At 57.8% G+C, this 17,128-nt stretch carries 18 protein-coding genes; 9 read left to right on the forward strand and 9 right to left on the reverse strand.

The annotated features are described in order from the left end of the window. Nucleotides 1-28: 28 nt before the first annotated feature. The 3 genes from J5276_RS00765 to J5276_RS00775 all read left to right on the forward strand — a co-directional run bounded on the left by J5276_RS00765 (nt 29) and on the right by J5276_RS00775 (nt 2,751). Nucleotides 29-982: an ABC transporter substrate-binding protein gene (locus J5276_RS00765; protein ID WP_065688681.1), complete on the forward strand. Its 954-nt coding sequence runs from the start codon at nt 29-31 to the stop codon at nt 980-982. Between the two features lie 96 nt (nt 983-1,078). Next, nucleotides 1,079-1,960 (forward strand): ABC transporter permease, encoded by an 882-nt coding sequence (locus J5276_RS00770; RefSeq protein ID WP_003516669.1) that lies wholly within the window; start codon nt 1,079-1,081, stop codon nt 1,958-1,960. Further along, nucleotides 1,957-2,751, forward strand: a complete 795-nt coding sequence (locus J5276_RS00775) for an ABC transporter ATP-binding protein (protein WP_112178443.1) — start codon at nt 1,957-1,959, stop codon at nt 2,749-2,751. Before J5276_RS00770 ends, J5276_RS00775 begins: the two co-directional genes overlap by 4 nt. 45 nt (nt 2,752-2,796) lie before the next feature. Here J5276_RS00775 and J5276_RS00780 read toward each other — a convergent pair whose 3' ends face one another. Both J5276_RS00780 and J5276_RS00785 read right to left on the reverse strand, forming a co-directional pair. Beyond that, complete coding sequence (locus J5276_RS00780) at nt 2,797-3,444, reverse strand: LysE family translocator (RefSeq protein ID WP_003516674.1); 648 nt, start codon at nt 3,442-3,444, stop codon at nt 2,797-2,799. 151 nt (nt 3,445-3,595) lie between these two features. After that, nucleotides 3,596-4,450, reverse strand: a complete 855-nt coding sequence (locus tag J5276_RS00785) for an SDR family NAD(P)-dependent oxidoreductase (RefSeq protein WP_112153899.1) — start codon at nt 4,448-4,450, stop codon at nt 3,596-3,598. Between the two features lie 339 nt (nt 4,451-4,789). Here J5276_RS00785 and J5276_RS00790 point away from each other — a divergent pair, with 339 nt between their 5' ends. After that, nucleotides 4,790-6,013, forward strand: a complete 1,224-nt coding sequence (locus J5276_RS00790; protein WP_003516677.1) for an argininosuccinate synthase — start codon at nt 4,790-4,792, stop codon at nt 6,011-6,013. A 55-nt stretch (nt 6,014-6,068) separates the two neighbouring features. Here J5276_RS00790 and J5276_RS00795 read toward each other — a convergent pair whose 3' ends face one another. The 3 genes from J5276_RS00795 to J5276_RS00805 all read right to left on the reverse strand — a co-directional run bounded on the left by J5276_RS00795 (nt 6,069) and on the right by J5276_RS00805 (nt 8,282). Continuing rightward, nucleotides 6,069-7,247: a multidrug effflux MFS transporter gene (locus J5276_RS00795; RefSeq protein WP_080800730.1), complete on the reverse strand. Its 1,179-nt coding sequence runs from the start codon at nt 7,245-7,247 to the stop codon at nt 6,069-6,071. 20 nt (nt 7,248-7,267) lie between these two features. Continuing rightward, nucleotides 7,268-7,723: a MarR family winged helix-turn-helix transcriptional regulator gene (locus J5276_RS00800; RefSeq protein WP_112153898.1), complete on the reverse strand. Its 456-nt coding sequence runs from the start codon at nt 7,721-7,723 to the stop codon at nt 7,268-7,270. 133 nt (nt 7,724-7,856) lie between these two features. Then, complete coding sequence (locus J5276_RS00805) at nt 7,857-8,282, reverse strand: hypothetical protein (protein WP_112153897.1); 426 nt, start codon at nt 8,280-8,282, stop codon at nt 7,857-7,859. A 176-nt stretch (nt 8,283-8,458) separates the two neighbouring features. On the opposite strand from J5276_RS00805, the gene J5276_RS00810 reads away from it, so the two are divergent. From J5276_RS00810 to ppa, 4 genes are all read left to right on the forward strand, one after another. Further along, nucleotides 8,459-10,519 carry a M3 family metallopeptidase gene (locus J5276_RS00810; RefSeq protein ID WP_112153896.1) on the forward strand — a complete coding sequence of 687 codons (2,061 nt, stop codon included), beginning with the start codon at nt 8,459-8,461 and terminating at the stop codon, nt 10,517-10,519. A 149-nt stretch (nt 10,520-10,668) separates the two neighbouring features. Then, on the forward strand, nt 10,669-12,489 hold the full coding sequence (gene typA, locus J5276_RS00815) for a translational GTPase TypA (protein WP_003516684.1): 1,821 nt from the start codon (nt 10,669-10,671) through the stop codon (nt 12,487-12,489). A gap of 215 nt (nt 12,490-12,704) precedes the next feature. Further along, on the forward strand, nt 12,705-13,211 hold the full coding sequence (locus tag J5276_RS00820; protein ID WP_003516685.1) for a GNAT family N-acetyltransferase: 507 nt from the start codon (nt 12,705-12,707) through the stop codon (nt 13,209-13,211). 169 nt (nt 13,212-13,380) lie between these two features. Next, the gene (gene ppa / locus J5276_RS00825; RefSeq protein ID WP_003516686.1) at nt 13,381-13,914 is read left to right on the forward strand and encodes an inorganic diphosphatase; all 534 of its coding nucleotides are present in this window, start codon (nt 13,381-13,383) and stop codon (nt 13,912-13,914) included. 15 nt (nt 13,915-13,929) lie between these two features. On the opposite strand, the gene J5276_RS00830 is transcribed toward ppa, so the two are convergent. Then, entirely contained in the window at nt 13,930-14,241 is a 312-nt protein-coding gene (locus tag J5276_RS00830) for a DUF167 domain-containing protein (protein ID WP_209159555.1), read from the reverse strand. After that, the gene (locus J5276_RS00835) at nt 14,238-14,528 is read right to left on the reverse strand and encodes a YggT family protein (protein WP_003516688.1); all 291 of its coding nucleotides are present in this window, start codon (nt 14,526-14,528) and stop codon (nt 14,238-14,240) included. Before J5276_RS00835 ends, J5276_RS00830 begins: the two co-directional genes overlap by 4 nt. Nucleotides 14,529-14,665: 137 nt before the next feature. On the opposite strand from J5276_RS00835, the gene J5276_RS00840 reads away from it, so the two are divergent. Next, nucleotides 14,666-15,898 (forward strand): MFS transporter, encoded by a 1,233-nt coding sequence (locus J5276_RS00840; protein WP_003516689.1) that lies wholly within the window; start codon nt 14,666-14,668, stop codon nt 15,896-15,898. A 12-nt stretch (nt 15,899-15,910) separates the two neighbouring features. Here the strand turns inward: J5276_RS00840 and J5276_RS00845 are convergent, their stop codons facing one another. After that, complete coding sequence (locus tag J5276_RS00845; RefSeq protein ID WP_003516697.1) at nt 15,911-16,642, reverse strand: glutamine amidotransferase; 732 nt, start codon at nt 16,640-16,642, stop codon at nt 15,911-15,913. Next, nucleotides 16,632-17,120, reverse strand: coding sequence for a TerB family tellurite resistance protein (locus J5276_RS00850; protein WP_003516699.1), 489 nt, complete (start codon nt 17,118-17,120; stop codon nt 16,632-16,634). Before J5276_RS00850 ends, J5276_RS00845 begins: the two co-directional genes overlap by 11 nt. Nucleotides 17,121-17,128 lie beyond the last annotated feature (8 nt).

Genomic DNA, 17,128 nt, shown 5'->3' on the forward strand with positions numbered 1-17,128 from the left:
GCAATAAGAAACCAACTGGAGGATACCTATGCGTGCATTCATTCTGGCGCTCGCAGCCGCGAGCGCCCTCGTTCTGCCGGCCAAGGCTGAAAACGTCACCGTTGCCGTCACCGCCATTGTCGAACATCCGGCGCTTGACGCCGCACGTGACGGCGTCAAGGCAGCGCTTGCCGAAGCCGGTTACAAGGAAGGCGAGAACCTCAAGTTCCTCTACGAGTCCGCGCAGGGTAATCCAGGCACCGCAGCGCAGATTGCGCGTCAGTTCGTGGGCGAAGCCCCCAATGTCATCGTGCCGATCTCCACACCGTCCGCTCAGGCCGTCGTTGCGGCGACGCGCGACATTCCGGTTGTCTTCACGGCTGTTTCCGATCCGGTTGGCGCACAGCTCGTCAAGGACATGCAAAAGCCCGGCCGCAACGTGACCGGACTTTCCGACATGCTGCCGGTTGCTGAGCATCTGGCGCTGATCAAGGAAATTTCGCCCAACGCCAAGTCCATCGGCTTTATCTACAACTCCGCCGAGGCCAACTCCGTCTCGACGCTTGCAGCGCTGAAGGCTGAGGCTGAAAAGGCCGGCCTGAAGGTCGTTGAATCTGTCGCCACAAAATCCGCCGAAGTGCAGGGCGCGACGCGCGCACTGGTCGGCAAGGCCGACGTGATCTACGTGCCGACCGACAATACCATCGTTTCCGCTTTCGAGGCGGCAGCTGGCGTTGCGAGTGAGGCGAAAATTCCGCTTTATGCCGCCGATACGGATTCCGTTGCGCGCGGTGCGGTTGCGGCTCTCGGCTTCAATTATTACGACGTTGGCAAGCAGACCGGTGCTGTCGTTGTTCGCATTCTCAAGGGTGAGAAGCCCGGCGACATTCCGGCAACCGTTGCCGTCGGCACCGATCTGGTGATCAACAAGAAGGCTGCTGAAAAAGCTGGTGTCACCTTCCCCGAAAGCGTGACGAAGCGCGCCACCAAGGTCATCGACTAAACCGGACTTCGGGCGGCGGTCACTCGCCGCCCGCTTTGCGCGGCACGCAACGGTGCCCGTATCCGCCGACGCGGCGGCAATAACAAGGACATTACCGTGAGCCAAATCGCTTTCTGGGGTGCCGTGGAACTGGGACTGGTCTTCGCCTTCGTGGCGATCGGCGTCTATCTCGCTTTCCGGGTACTTGATTTTCCTGATCTGACCGTTGACGGTTCCTTTCCGCTCGGCGCAGCCGTTGCGGCCGTGATGATCATCGCCGGCCTCAATGCCTGGGTCGCGACGGCGATTGCGATGGTTGCCGGCGCCGGTGCTGGCATCGTTACGGCCACGCTCAACGTTCGGTTCAAGATACTCAACCTGCTTGCGTCAATCCTGACGATGATCGCGCTATTTTCGGTGAACCTTCGGGTGATGGGAAAACCGAATGTGGCGCTGCTCAATCAGGATACGATGATCTCGCCGTTCTACGGTCTCGGTCTTTCCGAATATCTCGTGCGGCCACTCTTTATCGGCGTTCTGGTATTGCTCGCTGTCATTCTCGTCTGGCGTTTCCTTGAGAGCGACGCGGGCCTTGCCATGCGGGCGACGGGCGCGAATGCGCGGATGGCGCGCGCCCAAGGGGTGAAGACCGGCAACCAGATCTATCTTGGCATGGCGCTTTCGAATGCACTGGTCGCGCTCGGCGGCGCGCTTTTTGCGCAGACCAATGGCTTTGCCGATGTGACTGCCGGTGTCGGCACCATCGTCGTCGGGCTTGCGGCCGTCATCATCGGCGAAACGCTGTTCGGCTCGCGGGGCATTCTGATTGCGCTCATCGGCTGTGTTTTCGGCTCCATCGCCTACCGCCTTGCCATCCAGCTCGCTTTGTCGAGCGATGTGCTGGGTCTCAAGGCCTCCGATCTCAATTTCGTTACGGCGGTACTGGTAGCCATTGCATTGATCCTGCCTCGACTGCGCCGCGGGGGAGCAACATCGTGATTTCCCTTTCCGACATTCAGGTCATCTTCGGGCGTGGCACACCGCTGCAAAAGCAGGCCCTGGCCAAGATCGATCTTACCATCGAGGATGGTTCCTTCGTTACCGTGATCGGCTCCAACGGTGCCGGCAAATCCACGCTTCTCGGCGTTCTCGCGGGCGATGTCCTGCCGACGGCCGGAAAGGTGATGGTTGGTGGCGCCGATGTCACACGCAAAACGACCGCCAGCCGGGCTGGGCGGGTGGCGCGCGTGTTTCAGGACCCATTGGCTGGCAGCTGTGGCGCGCTCACAATTGAGGAGAACCTTGCGCTTGCGGCGTCTCGCGGAGAGCGTCGCGGCTTGTTGCCGGCGCTTGGGCGAGGCAGGCGGGATTTCTTCAGGGAGCGTATCGCTTCGCTCAATCTCGGTCTGGAAAATCGTTTGAAGGACCGCATGGATCTGTTGTCCGGCGGGCAAAGGCAGGCGGTCTCGCTTGTCATGGCAACGCTTTCCAGTTCGGACGTGTTGCTGCTTGACGAACATACGGCAGCACTCGATCCCGGCATGGCGGAGTTCGTGATGGAGCTGACCCGCAAGGTGGTTTCCGAGCGCAAGCTGACGACGCTGATGGTTACCCATTCCATGCGTCAGGCGCTGGACTATGGCGACCGCACGATCATGCTGCACGCCGGTGAGATCGTGCTCGATGTGTCCGGCGAAAGCCGCAAGGGTCTTCAGGTCGAAGATCTTATCGACATGTTCCGTAAGATACGCGGCCAGACGCTTGATGACGATGAGCTATTGATCGGCTGATGAGTTATCCGAAAGGCGCCTGCGGGCGCCTTTTTTATTTGTGCGTCATCGCGTCTGGGTGAGGAAAATCTTGACGGCGAAAAGCGAAAATACACCGGCGATCGTATAATCCAGCCCGCGCAGAACCTTCTTGTTGCGCTGGAGCCAGGCCGACAGCACATCGGCGGCAACGACGATGCCGATGCCGATCGGCAGCGCCACGATGATTGACCAGAGCCCAAGGAAAATAAGCTTGCCGGTGACATGCGGATCGGATGCGCTGACGAATTGCGGCAGGAAGGTCATGAAAAAGATGATGACCTTTGGATTGAGCAGATTGACCCAAATACCGTTCAGCAAGGCGGATTTCAGTGAGGATTGCTGTTTTTCGCCCGTGGTCTTGACCATCACGAAATCCGAGCCCTTGCGGATCGCCTGAATGGCGAGCCAGACAAGATAGGCGGCCCCGCCGGTCTTCAGGATGAGGAAGGCTGTCGGCGATGCGACGATGAGGGCCGCGACGCCGAAGGCAACCAGCATTGTATGCACGGTAATACCGAGATTGGTGCCCACAAGGGTCATGAAACCCGCTGCCCGGCCCTCGCGTATTGACCGGCTGATCCATAGCGTCATGTCAGGCCCGGGCGTTACCGCCAGAAGCAGGATGGCGACGGTGAAGGCGGCAAGTGTTGGCAGGCTCGGAACGAAATCCATCGCGGCACCCGTAAAGCTGGAGACTGCCGTTGCTTAACGCGAATTCGCGTTTCTGCCAATGTTTTTGCGCGCCGGGACATTGGTACGAAAACCGGGGATGATCAAAAGTGGATAGCCGCCGCAACTTTCAAAGTGCGGCGGCGTCGGGCGATCAGTTTTTGAGGAAGCTGGTGAAGGCGGCGGAATATTCGGTGTGCCAGCGCGACAGTGGCGGACGATTTTGGACGATGTCTTGAGCGGCCCACAGAATGCGTTTCTCATCCGTCGGGCGATCCACTTCGCCATCCGGGCAGAGAATGTAGAAATCGCCCCTGGCGATGCTCTCGATCATGAAATCAACGGTCTGCTCGCCGGTCCAGGCTCCTGCTGGTTTTTCCGTCCTGCCATTTGCCGTGAGGCCGGTGAAGACGAAACCGGGGATCAGTAGATGGGCGGAAACCGCGCTGTTCGGAATATTGCGCAGCTCGTGCTGTAGCGCTTCCGTGAAGGCTTTGACGCCGGCCTTCGAGACATTATAGGCCGGATCGCCCGGCGGGGTGGTGATGCCCTGTTTCGAACCGGTATTGATGATGAGCGCGGCCTCGCCATGGGCGACCATGCCCTGCCCAAACACCCGGCTGCCGTTCACGACACCCATCAGGTTGACGTTGATGACTTTTTCCCAGTTGGCCTGAGCGCCGAAGATGGCGCTGCCCGGCTGGATGCCGGCATTATTCATCAACACATGAACCCGCCCGAAACGCTGGATGACAGCGCGTTCCAGCGCCTCAAGCTCATCGAGTTTCGACACGTCGGTCGGTATTGCGACGATCTGTGCTTCGCCGTCTTTTGCGATGGTCAGAATATCAGCATGCGCTGCGGCAAGCCTGTCACCGTCGAGATCGACGAGGACGACGCTCATGCCGAAACTGGCGAATTTCCGGGCCGCGGCAAGTCCGATACCGGAGGCCGCGCCGGTGATGACAGCGACATTATCTTCCTTGAATGCGGGGTGGATGGTCGTCATAGGTTTTCCTTTCGCGTCGTTTTGTGCTGTTTCCAGCCGTTTGCAACGTTGCCTGAACCCTGAGTGGCTTCATTCACGGTCTTCAAGTTGATCGCGCCGCTTCATGTTAAAGCGCGAAATCGCATAATGCATGTGACAATTCGTTCGTTCCAGTCATGACGCGCTGTTGCGGGGATCTGACCTTTCGCAAATGCCTATTGCCCTTTCGTCCTATTCGTTGTTTTGTCGGGCATCTTTTCCGAAAATCGCTTCACAGTTTTCGGGTTGCACTGTAAAAGTGCCGAAATCCCAAGGAAATGGCGGTACCCCGATGCCGTCATCATGCAGATGGACATCATAATGGCACTCCCGAAAGACGTTAAGAAAGTCGTTCTCGCCTATTCCGGCGGCCTCGACACCTCGATCATCCTGAAGTGGCTTCAGACGGAACTCGGCGCTGAGGTCGTGACCTTTACCGCCGATCTCGGCCAGGGCGAAGAGCTTGAGCCGGCGCGCAAGAAGGCCGAGTTGCTGGGCATCAAGGAAATCTTCGTCGAGGACGTCCGCGAAGAGTTCGTGCGTGATTTCGTTTTTCCGATGTTCCGTGCCAACGCCGTTTATGAAGGTGTCTATCTGCTCGGTACCTCCATCGCCCGCCCGCTGATTTCCAAGCACCTGATCGAGATCGCCAAGAAGACCGGTGCCGATGCCATTGCGCATGGCGCCACCGGCAAGGGCAACGACCAGGTCCGTTTCGAGCTTTCGGCCTATGCGCTGAACCCGGATATCAAGATCATCGCCCCATGGCGCGACTGGACTTTCAAGAGCCGGACCGACCTTCTGGAATTTGCCGAAAAGAACCAGATTCCCGTGGCCAAGGACAAGAAGGGCGAAGCGCCGTTCTCCGTCGACGCCAACCTGCTGCACTCCTCGTCCGAGGGCAAGGTTCTGGAAGACCCGGCTAAGGAAGCTCCGGAATATGTGCACATGCGCACCATTTCCCCGGAAGCGGCGCCTGACAAGGCAACCGTTATCAAGGTCGGTTTCCGCAAGGGTGATGCCTGCTCCATCAACGGTGTGGAAATGTCGCCTGCCACGCTTCTGGCGACGCTCAACAATTATGGTCGCGAAAACGGCATCGGCCGTCTCGATCTGGTCGAGAACCGCTTCGTCGGCATGAAGTCGCGCGGCGTCTACGAAACGCCCGGCGGCACCATCCTGCTGGCTGCGCATCGTGCGATCGAATCCATCACGCTCGACCGGGGTGCCGCGCATCTGAAGGACGATCTGATGCCGCGTTACGCCGAACTCATCTATTACGGCTTCTGGTTCTCGCCCGAGCGCGAGATGCTGCAGGCCCTGATCGACAAGAGCCAGGAGCATGTGGAAGGTGAAGTGACGCTGAAGCTCTACAAGGGCAATGTCATGGTGACTGGCCGCGAGAGCGCGAAGTCGCTCTATTCCGACGCGCTGGTGACGTTCGAGGACGACCACGGTGCTTATGACCAGAAGGACGCAGCTGGCTTCATCAAGCTCAATGCCCTGCGCCTGCGCACCCTTGCGAAGCGTAATCTCGGCAAGTAATTCTGCTGAAGCATGAATTGGAAAAACCCGCAGGTGGCAACGCCTGCGGGTTTTTTCATGTCTCTCTTCTGGAAACGGCGCGAAAGCCGATGTAGCTGGCAACGGCCACGAATTCCATAACCGGAATGATGATGCCGAAGCTGGTCAGCGGGGAACCAATGAGCGAGGCCATTGCCCCACCCGCAAAGCCAGATCCCATCTGGATGAAACCCATCATGGCCGATGCCGAGCCGGCGATATGCGGGAAGGGGGCGAGGGCCGCCGTGACCATCGAAGGCGTCAACAGCGCGATCCCGACGGTCGCCACTGCGACGGGCCCCATGATGGAGAGGAAGGATGGCGGCACGAGGAAAACCGACAGCATGATGAGAAGACCGCCCGTGCCGGAAAAACAAAGGCCAAGCACGACGGAACGCCGGTCGCCCAGTCTTGGCGCGATGTAACGCAACGCAATCGAACCGAAGAAATAGGCGCCTGTTTGCATCAGCATGCCGACACCGAAGGCCGTGGGAGACATGCCGACTTCGTTGATAAGGATGAAGGTCAGCATGGTGGCTTGCGCATAAAGTGCGCCGATGGAGCCGCCGAGCACGAGGGCGGCCAGAAGAAAACGCGGCTGCTTCAGCAATGTGCCATAGGCCGACAGAAGGTGTCGGGGTCGGATCCTGGTTTTGTCAGGCACCGTCGTTTCACGCAGAAAAAGCACCACCGAAAGGATGGCGATAGCTCCGAGACCGGCCATGAGGAAAAACACCGATTGCCAGCCAAAAGCCGCAAGTGACAGACCACCGATCGTCGGCCCCATCGCAGGGCCGATCGCCAGCATGATGCCGATGAGGTTCATGATGCTGGAGGCTTCCGGGCCGGTGAACTGATCGCGCACCACGGCGCGCGCAACAGTCATGCCAACGGAAGCGCCGATGCCCTGAACGAGGCGCGCGAACAGCAGCACTTCGATGGTTGGGGCCAAGAGGGCGAGCACACCGCCGCCCAGAAAGATCGACAGGAAGACGAGGCTCGCCTTGCGCCGCCCGAAGGCATCGGATGCCGGCCCGGCAAGCAATTGGGCTAAGGCAAAACCGGCAAAATAGAGCGACAGGCTGAGTTTTATGGCGGAGTCGCTGGTTGCGAAAACCCGTGTCAGTTCCGGCATGGCCGGCGTGTAAATCGACATGGAAATGGGCGCCAGCGCTGTCAGCAATGCTCCGAGCAAAGCCGTGCGTTTTCTGGACATGATCGTTTTCGACATTGCGATCAGCCGTTCTGGCCCTGCTGTTCCGGTTGCAGATTGTTGCGAAGCGTCTGCAGGAAGCTACGGAAAAGCGCGACTTCCTCTTCGTTCAGTCCCTGTGTGGCCTGAAGAACGAGCTGGTCGATTTCATGACCGACAGCTTCCAGCATGTCGGCGGATCTTTTCGTCAGGACGATACGTTTGGAACGCCTGTCCTGCGGGTCCTGCTGGCGTTCTATCAGATTGAGTGACTGCAACTTGTCGAGATAGGCGCAGATCGTCATGGGTTCGATGCCGAGACGGGCGGCGATGTCAGCCTGTTTGCTGCCATCGATAACCGCAACTGTCAGCAATGCTCTTGCTTCGCCGGGGGTAAGGCCCAGTCCGGCTTCCGAGATACGGCGCTCAAATGCACTGTTCAGCAGGCGTGCGCCGCTGTTCAGCAAAAATGCCAATGAATCTTTTTCGCGTGTGCCCATGCTTCGCCTTTTGGTAAGTCAGCCTTACTAAGTTTCGGACGATAAGCAATGGCGCATAAATCATATTATCGAAAATTGCGTAAAGTATTCGTCAGTTTGATTGCGGGACGTCCAACAACATTGCCCGTCATCGTCACGTCGAAGCAAAAAAAGACAATACGTCCTGCATTTTTTCCACTTCATCCGTCGTGCCAATGGAACGCGCAATCTCGATCCGGTCAGAAAAATACGTCACAAAGTCGAAATCCGTGTCGTCGGTCACGTCGGCAATGTCAATCACATCGCCATTGGCATTCAGCGTCTGTGCCGGAAGTTCGGACGAAAGCTCAAGCCAGGTATCGTGGCTGATTTTTCCGGTATCGTAATATGCCTGCGCGATTTCCCGCAATTGACGGGGGCTGACACGGGTGAAATCGATGCGGTCTATCGTTTCTTCAAAGCCGGTGGCCGCGTCGGATGGGGCTGCCTTGCCGAAATCGGGGCTTCCCACGGGTTTGCTGTTTTTGGAATTGTCCCTGAAAAGGAAACTATTGGCAGACCTTAAAGAATAAATCTCCATAATACATATCTCCATCATGGGATATTATTACGAGAAATCAAAACATGCCGTCGCCATGCCGGTCAATACTTGGCGGTGTTGACGATCATGTCTTCCACACCAAATTCCGGCATATTGAATTGGCGGTGGAGGCATGCCCATATGGGCGTAAACCGGAATTGTACAAGGAAGATGAAATGCCATCCACGACCGCGCCCTATCCCGCACTCGTTACCTGGAACGGTCAGAACGGTCTGCCGAAATTCGATGCGGTCAAGGATGAGGATTTTGCTCCGGCCTTTGAAGCCGCCCTTTTGTCCCATGAACAGGAAATCGATGCGATTGCCGGCAATCTGCAGGCGCCGACCTTCGAAAACACCGTGACCGCGCTTGAAATCGCCGGCGACGAACTCTCGCGCATTTCGGCACTGTTCTGGAACAAGGCGGGTGCCCACACCAACAGCGTCATTCAGGCACTGGAGCGGGAAATCGCGCCGAAAATGTCACGGCACTATTCCAAGATCGGCATGAACGAGTCGCTGTTCAGACGCATCGACACGCTATGGGAAACGCGCGATGCGCTTTCCCTGACCGGCGAGGAAAAACGCGTTCTCGAACGGCACTGGAAGGGTTTCGTGCGCTCCGGCGCAAAGTTGCAGAAGGACCGTCAGGAGCGTCTGGCGGCCATCAATGAAGAGCTTGCCGGTCTCGGTGCCAAATTCGGGCAGAATGTTCTGGCGGATGAAAAGAGCTGGAAACTTTTGCTCTCCACCGATGACGAGCTTTCCGGCATTCCCGGTTTTCTGCGTGATGCCATGGCAGGCGCCGCGCGCGAACATGGCGAAGACGGCAAATTTGCCGTTACCCTTTCCCGCTCCATCATCGAGCCATTCCTGACCTTCTCCGAACGCCGCGACTTGCGCGAGCAAGCCTTCAAGGCCTGGGTGGCTCGCGGCGAAAATGGTGGCGATACCGACAACCGCGCAACCGTCCGCCGTACGCTGGAACTGCGTGAGGAAAAGGCACAGCTTCTCGGCTACACGAATTTTGCTGCCTACAAGCTGGACGACACGATGGCAAAAACGCCGGATGCCGTGAACGGTCTTCTGGGCCAGGTCTGGGAAAAGGCCGTGCTGCGCGCAGGTGAGGAGGAGGCTGAACTTGCCGCCATCATCGCCGCGGAGGGCAAGAACCACGAGGTGATGCCCTGGGACTGGCGCCATTACGCCGAAAAGCTGCGGGCACAGAAATTCAGCTTCTCCGAGACCGAATTGAAGCCGTATCTGCAATTGGAAAAGATCATCGATGCGTGTTTCGATGTGGCCAACCGGCTCTTTGCAATTCGTGCCGTCGAGATCAAGGGTGTCGCCGCCTATCATCCCGATGTGCGGGTTTTTGAAATCCGCGACGACAAGGGCGACCTGAAGGCCATGTTCCTCGGCGATTATTTCGCCCGCCCGTCCAAGCGTTCCGGCGCGTGGATGAGTTCGTTCCAGTCGCAGCACAAGCTGCCTTTGAAGAACGGCACTGTCGGTGAAATACCGATCATCTACAATGTCTGCAATTTTGCAAAACCGGCAGAGGGAAAGCCTGCGCTGCTTTCGCTCGATGATGCGCGCACGCTGTTTCACGAATTCGGCCACGCCCTGCACGGCATGTTATCTGATGTCACTTATCCTTCCGTTTCCGGAACGGGTGTGTCGCGCGATTTCGTCGAGTTGCCGTCGCAGCTTTACGAACACTGGCTGACCGTGCCGGAAATTCTGGAGAAATATGCGCTGCATTATGAAACCGGGGCACCTATGCCAAAGGCGCTGCTGGACAAGGTTCTGGCAGCACAGACCTTCAATGCCGGTTTCAGCACGGTGGAATTCACTTCTTCGGCCATCGTCGATATGGCGTTCCACACCCGTGACAGCGTCGGCGATCCCATGGTCGTACAAGGTGAGGTGCTTTCCGCCCTGAACATGCCGAAGTCCATCGTCATGCGGCATGCGACGCCACATTTCCAGCATGTGTTTTCCGGTGATGGTTATTCGGCCGGTTATTACTCCTACATGTGGTCGGAGGTGCTGGACGCCGACGCGTTTTCTGCCTTCGAGGAAACCGGCAACGCCTTCGATGGTGAAATGGCGCGCAAGCTGAAAGAGAATATCTATTCAGTCGGTGGCTCGATCGATCCGGAGGAGGCCTATCTCGCTTTTCGCGGCAAGATGCCAAGTCCCGATGCCATGCTTTTGAAGCGCGGCCTCGTATAAAAGACTGTCATATTCTTGAGCTAGAACCTGAGCGCAGGGGGCATATGACAATGCCCCCCTTTCGCATTTGCAAAAAAAAGGTTATGAGCGCGCCAAACTAAATTGGCGCATCTCCCGACGGTAGCGCCCAACCTCAGAGATTTTGAACAATGGCAATTCGCAACATCGCGATTATCGCGCACGTTGACCATGGAAAAACGACGCTCGTTGACGAGCTTCTGAAGCAGTCCGGCTCGTTCCGCGACAACCAGCGCGTTGCGGAACGCGTGATGGATAGCAACGATCTCGAAAAGGAACGCGGCATCACCATTCTTGCCAAGGCGACTTCGGTGGAGTGGAAGGGTGTTCGCATCAACATCGTCGACACCCCCGGCCACGCCGATTTCGGCGGCGAAGTTGAGCGTATCCTGTCGATGGTGGATGGCGCGATCGTTCTGGTCGATAGTTCCGAAGGCCCGATGCCGCAGACGAAGTTCGTCGTCAGCAAGGCGCTGAAGGTTGGTCTTCGCCCGATCGTCGCGATCAACAAGATCGACCGTCCGGATGGCCGCCATGAAGAAGTCATCAACGAAGTTTTCGACCTTTTCGCAAACCTCGATGCTACCGACGAGCAGCTCGACTTCCCGATCCTTTACGGTTCCGGCCGTGACGGCTGGATGAACGTCAACCCAGAAGGTCCGAAGGATCAGGGTCTTGCACCGTTGCTCGATCTGGTTCTCGAGCATGTTCCGGAGCCTACGGTTGAAGAAGGCCCGTTCCGTCTGATCGGTACCATCCTCGAAGCCAACCCCTTCCTCGGCCGTATCATCACCGGCCGTATCGCTTCCGGTTCGATCAAGCCGAACCAGGCCGTGAAGGTACTTGGCCAGGACGGCAAGACGATCGAAACCGGTCGTATTTCCAAGATCCTCGCATTCCGCGGCATTGAGCGCACGTCCATCGATGAAGCCCATGCAGGTGACATCGTCGCCATCGCTGGTCTTTCCAAGGGCACTGTTGCCGATACCTTCTGTGACCCTTCCGTCACCGAGGCGATGACCGCGCAGCCGATCGATCCGCCGACCGTTACCATGTCCTTCATCGTCAACGACAGCCCGCTTGCCGGCACCGAAGGCGACAAGGTCACGAGCCGCGTCATCCGCGACCGTCTGTTCAAGGAAGCCGAAGGCAACGTCGCGCTGAAGATTGAAGAGGCTGAAGGCAAGGATTCGTTCTTCGTTTCCGGGCGTGGCGAATTGCAGCTGGCAGTTCTCATCGAAACGATGCGTCGCGAAGGCTTCGAGCTTGCAGTTTCGCGTCCGCGCGTTGTCATGCACAAGGATGAGAACGGCGCCATGATGGAGCCGATCGAAGAAGTCGTGATCGACGTCGATGAAGAGCACTCCGGCGTCGTCGTTCAGAAGATGTCCGAGCGCAAGGCTGAAATGGCTGAGCTCCGCCCCTCCGGCGGTAATCGCGTTCGTCTGAAGTTCTACGCTCCGACCCGCGGCCTGATCGGCTACCAGTCGGAACTTTTGACCGACACGCGCGGCACGGCGATCATGAACCGTCTGTTCCACGACTATCAGCCGTACAAGGGTGCGATTGCTGGTCGCGTTAACGGCGTTCTTTTGTCGAACGGTTCGGGCGAAGCTGTCGCCTACGCCATGTTCAACCTGGAAGATCGTGGCCCGATGATCATCGAGCCGGGTGAGAAGGTTTATGCCGGCATGATTATCGGCATTCACTCGCGCGATAACGATCTCGAAGTGAACGTTCTGAAGGGCAAGCAGCTGACCAACATCCGCGCCGCCGGCAAGGATGAAGCCGTAAAGCTGACGCCGCCGATCCGCATGACGCTCGACCGCGCGCTTTCCTGGATCCAGGACGACGAGCTGATGGAAGTGACGCCGAAGTCCATCCGTCTGCGCAAGATGTTCCTCGACGCCAACGATCGCAAGCGTTTCGAAAAGGCGAAGCTCGCAGTTTGATTGCGGTTTCCCGTAAAGAATTTGAAAAAACCCGGCCGCGAGCCGGGTTTTTTTATGCGCATGTTTTATTTGTGCATGAGTCGAAAGACCCTTGTGTCAAAGGTTAAGGATGCGTTAATTTTTCTCGGTCGTCCACATGAATAGGCTGTGGGTAAGCTTGCTGTCGTTAACCTTTATGGCTGGCAAGTTTTCATGGTCGGGGCCAGAATCGCGTTATGAAAACGTTATCCATAGATGTTCGCCGAGCCGAACCGCAAGATGCGCGCGCAATAGCCGAAGCGCACCGTCTGTCATGGCAACAGGCCTATGCCGGGCTGATCCCGCACCGACCGCTGACGCAGATGCTGGAGCGCCGCGGCGAAATCTGGTGGAAGAAGGCGACCCGGGGTTCCGCAACCATGCTGGTGGTGGAAGTGAAGGGCGTGGTTGCCGGATATGCCACGCTGGGCTTAAGCCGTGCGCGTGGGCTGCCGCATGACGGCGAGATCTACGAGCTTTATCTGCGGCCGGAATATCAGGGCATCGGGCTTGGCTCGCTGCTGTTCACGGAAGCTCGCCGGCTGCTGACCTCGCTCGGCTGCAACGGTGTTGTGGTCTGGTGCCTCGAAGATAGCGAGGTCGCCAATCGGTTTTTCCGTTCGCATGGCGGCCGGGACATCGCCGAGGGCATGGAAGATTTCGGCGGCAGGTCGCTGCGCAAGATCGGTTTCGTCTGGAACTAAGTACGCAGCCGGGTGATTTCACGCCGGTTTCATTTTTTCCGGTCGGCCATTCACAATCCCGATGCCCTCAAATTCGGCATTCTGCCTTATCCGCCTAAAGCCATGTTGCAATACGGCGACTTTCCCAGTATCGAAAACCAAATCCAACCCCGTCGAATGAGGGAAGCGAATGCGTATCGATGCAATTTCCATTGGCAAGAATCCGCCGGAAGACGTGAATGTTATTGTCGAGGTGCCGGTTGGCGGCCAGCCGATCAAGTACGAGATGGACAAGGACGCCGGTGCGCTGATCGTCGATCGCTTCCTCTACACGCCGATGACCTATCCGGGTAACTATGGCTTCGTGCCGCACACGCTTTCCGACGATGGCGACCCGATCGACGTTCTTATCTGCAATACCCGCCCGCTGGTTCCCGGCTGCGTGATCAATGTGCGCCCCATCGGCGTCATGATCATGGAAGACGACGGCGGCAAGGACGAGAAGATCCTCGCCGTTCCGGTTCCGAAGCTGACGCGCCGTTACGACAAGGTCCACAACTACACCGACCTGCCGGAAATCACGCTGAAGCAAATCGAGCACTTCTTCGAGCACTACAAGGATCTGGAGCCCGGCAAGTGGGTGAAGATGGGCGGTTGGCAGGATGTCGACGTTGCCAAGAAGCTGATCGTCGAAGCCATCGAGCGCTACAAGACGCAGGGCTGATTTCAGCCCGTTGCCTTAGACTTCCAGCTTTCTAAAAAGCTTTTCGAAATCCTCCGGGTCGGTATCGATCCGGAGGATTTTTTTACGCGCTGTTTCACCTGAAATGAAGGTGATGGACGATTTGGGCAGGCCGAATTTTTTCGCCAGCAAAATGACCAGGGCCTTGTTCGCCTTGCCGCCTTCAGGCACTGCGCTGACGCGGGCCTTTAGATGGGCATTTCCGGCAGCATCCTGCTCCACGCCGTCAATGGCATCGCGTCCCCCGTTCGGGGTGAAGCGAACGGACAGGCGTATGTGATCGCCGTGTCTTTGCCAGAGGTCGCTCAAGCGACCATGGGATAGAGCGTATTCCACATGAAGGAGCGAATGAAGAAGATGATCAGCAGCAGGATGATCGGCGAAATATCGATGCCGCCGAGATTAGGCAGAATGCTACGGATTGGGCGCAGAACCGGCTCGGTGACGTTGACCAGAAAGCTGCCGATGGCATTCACGAACTGGTTGCGGGAGTTGATGACGTTGAAGGCGTAAAGCCAGGAAAAAATGGCGCTGGCGATCAGCACCCACGTATAGAGGTTCAAAGCCAGATCGATGGTCTGAAACAGGGCAAGCATCAATATCTCCGTATCTTGATTGCAAGACATTTAGACATTCGCTCGTGAACCGGCAAGTGTTGCGCCTATAGGGCTGGCGATTCTTGTCGTATCGCTCTATTGCAGACTTCTCATATTGTCTCGAGAGCACCCAGCCGATGTCCCTGCCTTCTGCCGAAAACCGCTTCGGTGCATTCCGGCATAGTTCCTATCGCCGTTTTTTCAGCGCCCGGTTTTTTTCGGCCTTCGCAATCCAGATCGTCAGCGTTTCCGTGGGCTGGCAGATGTATGAGGTCACCGGCAATGCCTTTTATCTCGGCTTGATCGGTCTTTTCCAGTTTCTGCCATCGCTGCTTTTGATCCTTGTCACTGGAACGGTGGCGGACAGGCACAATCGCCGGCGCATTATGGCCGTATGCCTTCTGATCGCGGCCGGTTGCGCGGCGGCTCTGCTCGGCCTGACATTGGCACACAGCTTTTCTCCCTGGCCGGTCTTTGCCATTCTCGTCGTGTTCGGCATAGAGCGGGCTTTCATGGGGCCGGCGGTGCAATCGCTGGCTCCCAATCTTGTGCCTGTCGAGGATTTGCCGAACGCTATCGCCTGGAACTCCTCTTCATGGCAGATGGCGTCCATTCTTGGCCCTGTCGCCGGTGGCCTGCTTTATGGTCTCGGCGCTTCCGTGGCCTATAGCGTGGCGCTCGTGCTGTTCATCGTGTCCGCTATGCTGGCGGTGACGATCCGCAAACCGGAGCAACGGGGTCCGGCGAAAGCGATCAGCCTCGAGACCATGCTGGCCGGGTTCAAATTCATCTCGCAGGAAAAAGTGGTTCTCGGCGCCATCTCGCTCGATCTTTTTGCTGTGTTGCTCGGCGGCGCTGTCGCCCTGATGCCGATTTTCGCCAAGGAAGTGCTGACACTCGGGCCTTGGGGGCTTGGGCTTCTGCGCGCGGCACCCGGTATCGGCGCCATAACCGTCGCGGTCATTCTGGCGTTCAGGCCCATCCGCCACCATGCCGGCCTGCTGATGTTCGTCGGTGTCGGGTTTTTCGGCATTTCCACCGTGGTGTTCGGACTTTCTCAAACCGCATGGGTGTCGATTGCCGCTTTGGTGGTCATGGGCGCATCGGACATGGTGTCGGTTTATGTGCGGGAAACGTTGATTGCGCTCTGGACGCCCGATGAGGTGCGCGGGCGCGTGAATGCGGTGAACATGGTGTTTGTCGGGGCGTCCAACGAGCTGGGCGAGTTCCGCGCCGGCACCATGGCCCATGTCGTCGGGGCCGTGCCAGCCGTCGTCATCGGCGGGGCTGGCACGCTTGCGGTTGCGGTCATCTGGGCACTCGGCTTTTCGAAGCTGCGCAGGATCGATAATCTCGACGCACCACGCTGACGCTGACGCGGCTCAGCGCTGCGGTTTGCCTTCGAAAACCAGATCAAGGAAATTGCCAAGCCAGGACCGGAGCGGTGTGTCGAACAACATGCGCCCCTCCAGATGCTGGCTGCCGACCTGCGCATTGGGCATGCCGAAACGCTGTGCGCCACGCACCACCCAGCTGTGCATCATCGCGCGGGTCAGTTCTGCGTGAAACTGCAGGCCCCAGGCGTTTTTTCCGTATCGGTAAGCCTGGTTGGGATAGGTTTCGCCCGATGCCAGAAGCTCCGCTCCCCGCGGCAAATCGAACCCTTCGCGGTGGAAATGATAGACCATCTTCGGCCAATGCGGCATCAGCAATCGCCCGTGTTCGGTCGCATGAAGCGGATACCAGCCGATTTCCACCTTGCCTTCACGGTCGGCCTCTACCTTACCACCCAGATGTTTGGACAGCATTTGTGCGCCGAGGCAGATGCCGAGAAAGGGTTTGTTTTCCTTCAGCGGCACTTTCAGCCAGTCAATTTCGGCTTTGATATAGTCATGCGGGTCGTTGGCGCTCATGGGGCCGCCGAAGATGATGGCGCCCGCATGTTTCTCCAGCGTTTGCGGCAGATCGTCTCCAAGCGCGGGGCGCCTTATATCCAGCCGATAGCCTTTTTCCACCAGCATCTGGCCGACGCGGCCCGGCGTGGAACGTTCCTGATGCAGGATGACGAGCAGCGAAGGTTGTTTTCTCTGTTGCCTGGAGGGGTCAAACAGCATCGTCTTCGTTTTCGCTTTCTTCAGCGGGTCCGGACCTGGTGGCGGCCTGCTGACGTTGCAGAACCCTGTCGCGCACGGAAACACCGAGTAGATCGGCCACGCGCCAGATCACATGATCTTCCATCTCGCTTCGTTCGCCGTCAGCGTAAACAATATCCCAGAGGATGCCAATAAGCTCCACGCGCTGCTCTTCATCGAGATGGCGGCGGATATCGGTGGTGAAGCGATAATAGTCTACCGCTTCCTTGCCTGCCTCCTGGCCGGCGGCAAGAAGCGCGTCCAGCTTGCCGGCATCGAGATGATAATAGTCGTGGAGGATCTCACGAAGGCGATCACGCTCGCTTTTGGAGACCGTGCCGTCCGCTTCCATCACCTGAAAACAGAGGGCGGCCACCGCGACCCTCAGATCATCGGGGCTGAATTCATCCGCATGCTGGCCAACGAGGTTTTGAATAAACGACTGGATCTGGTTGAACATCGATAGCC

The sequence above is a fragment of the Agrobacterium sp. S7/73 genome (assembly GCF_019355535.1).
Lineage (GTDB): Bacteria > Pseudomonadota > Alphaproteobacteria > Rhizobiales > Rhizobiaceae > Agrobacterium > Agrobacterium tumefaciens.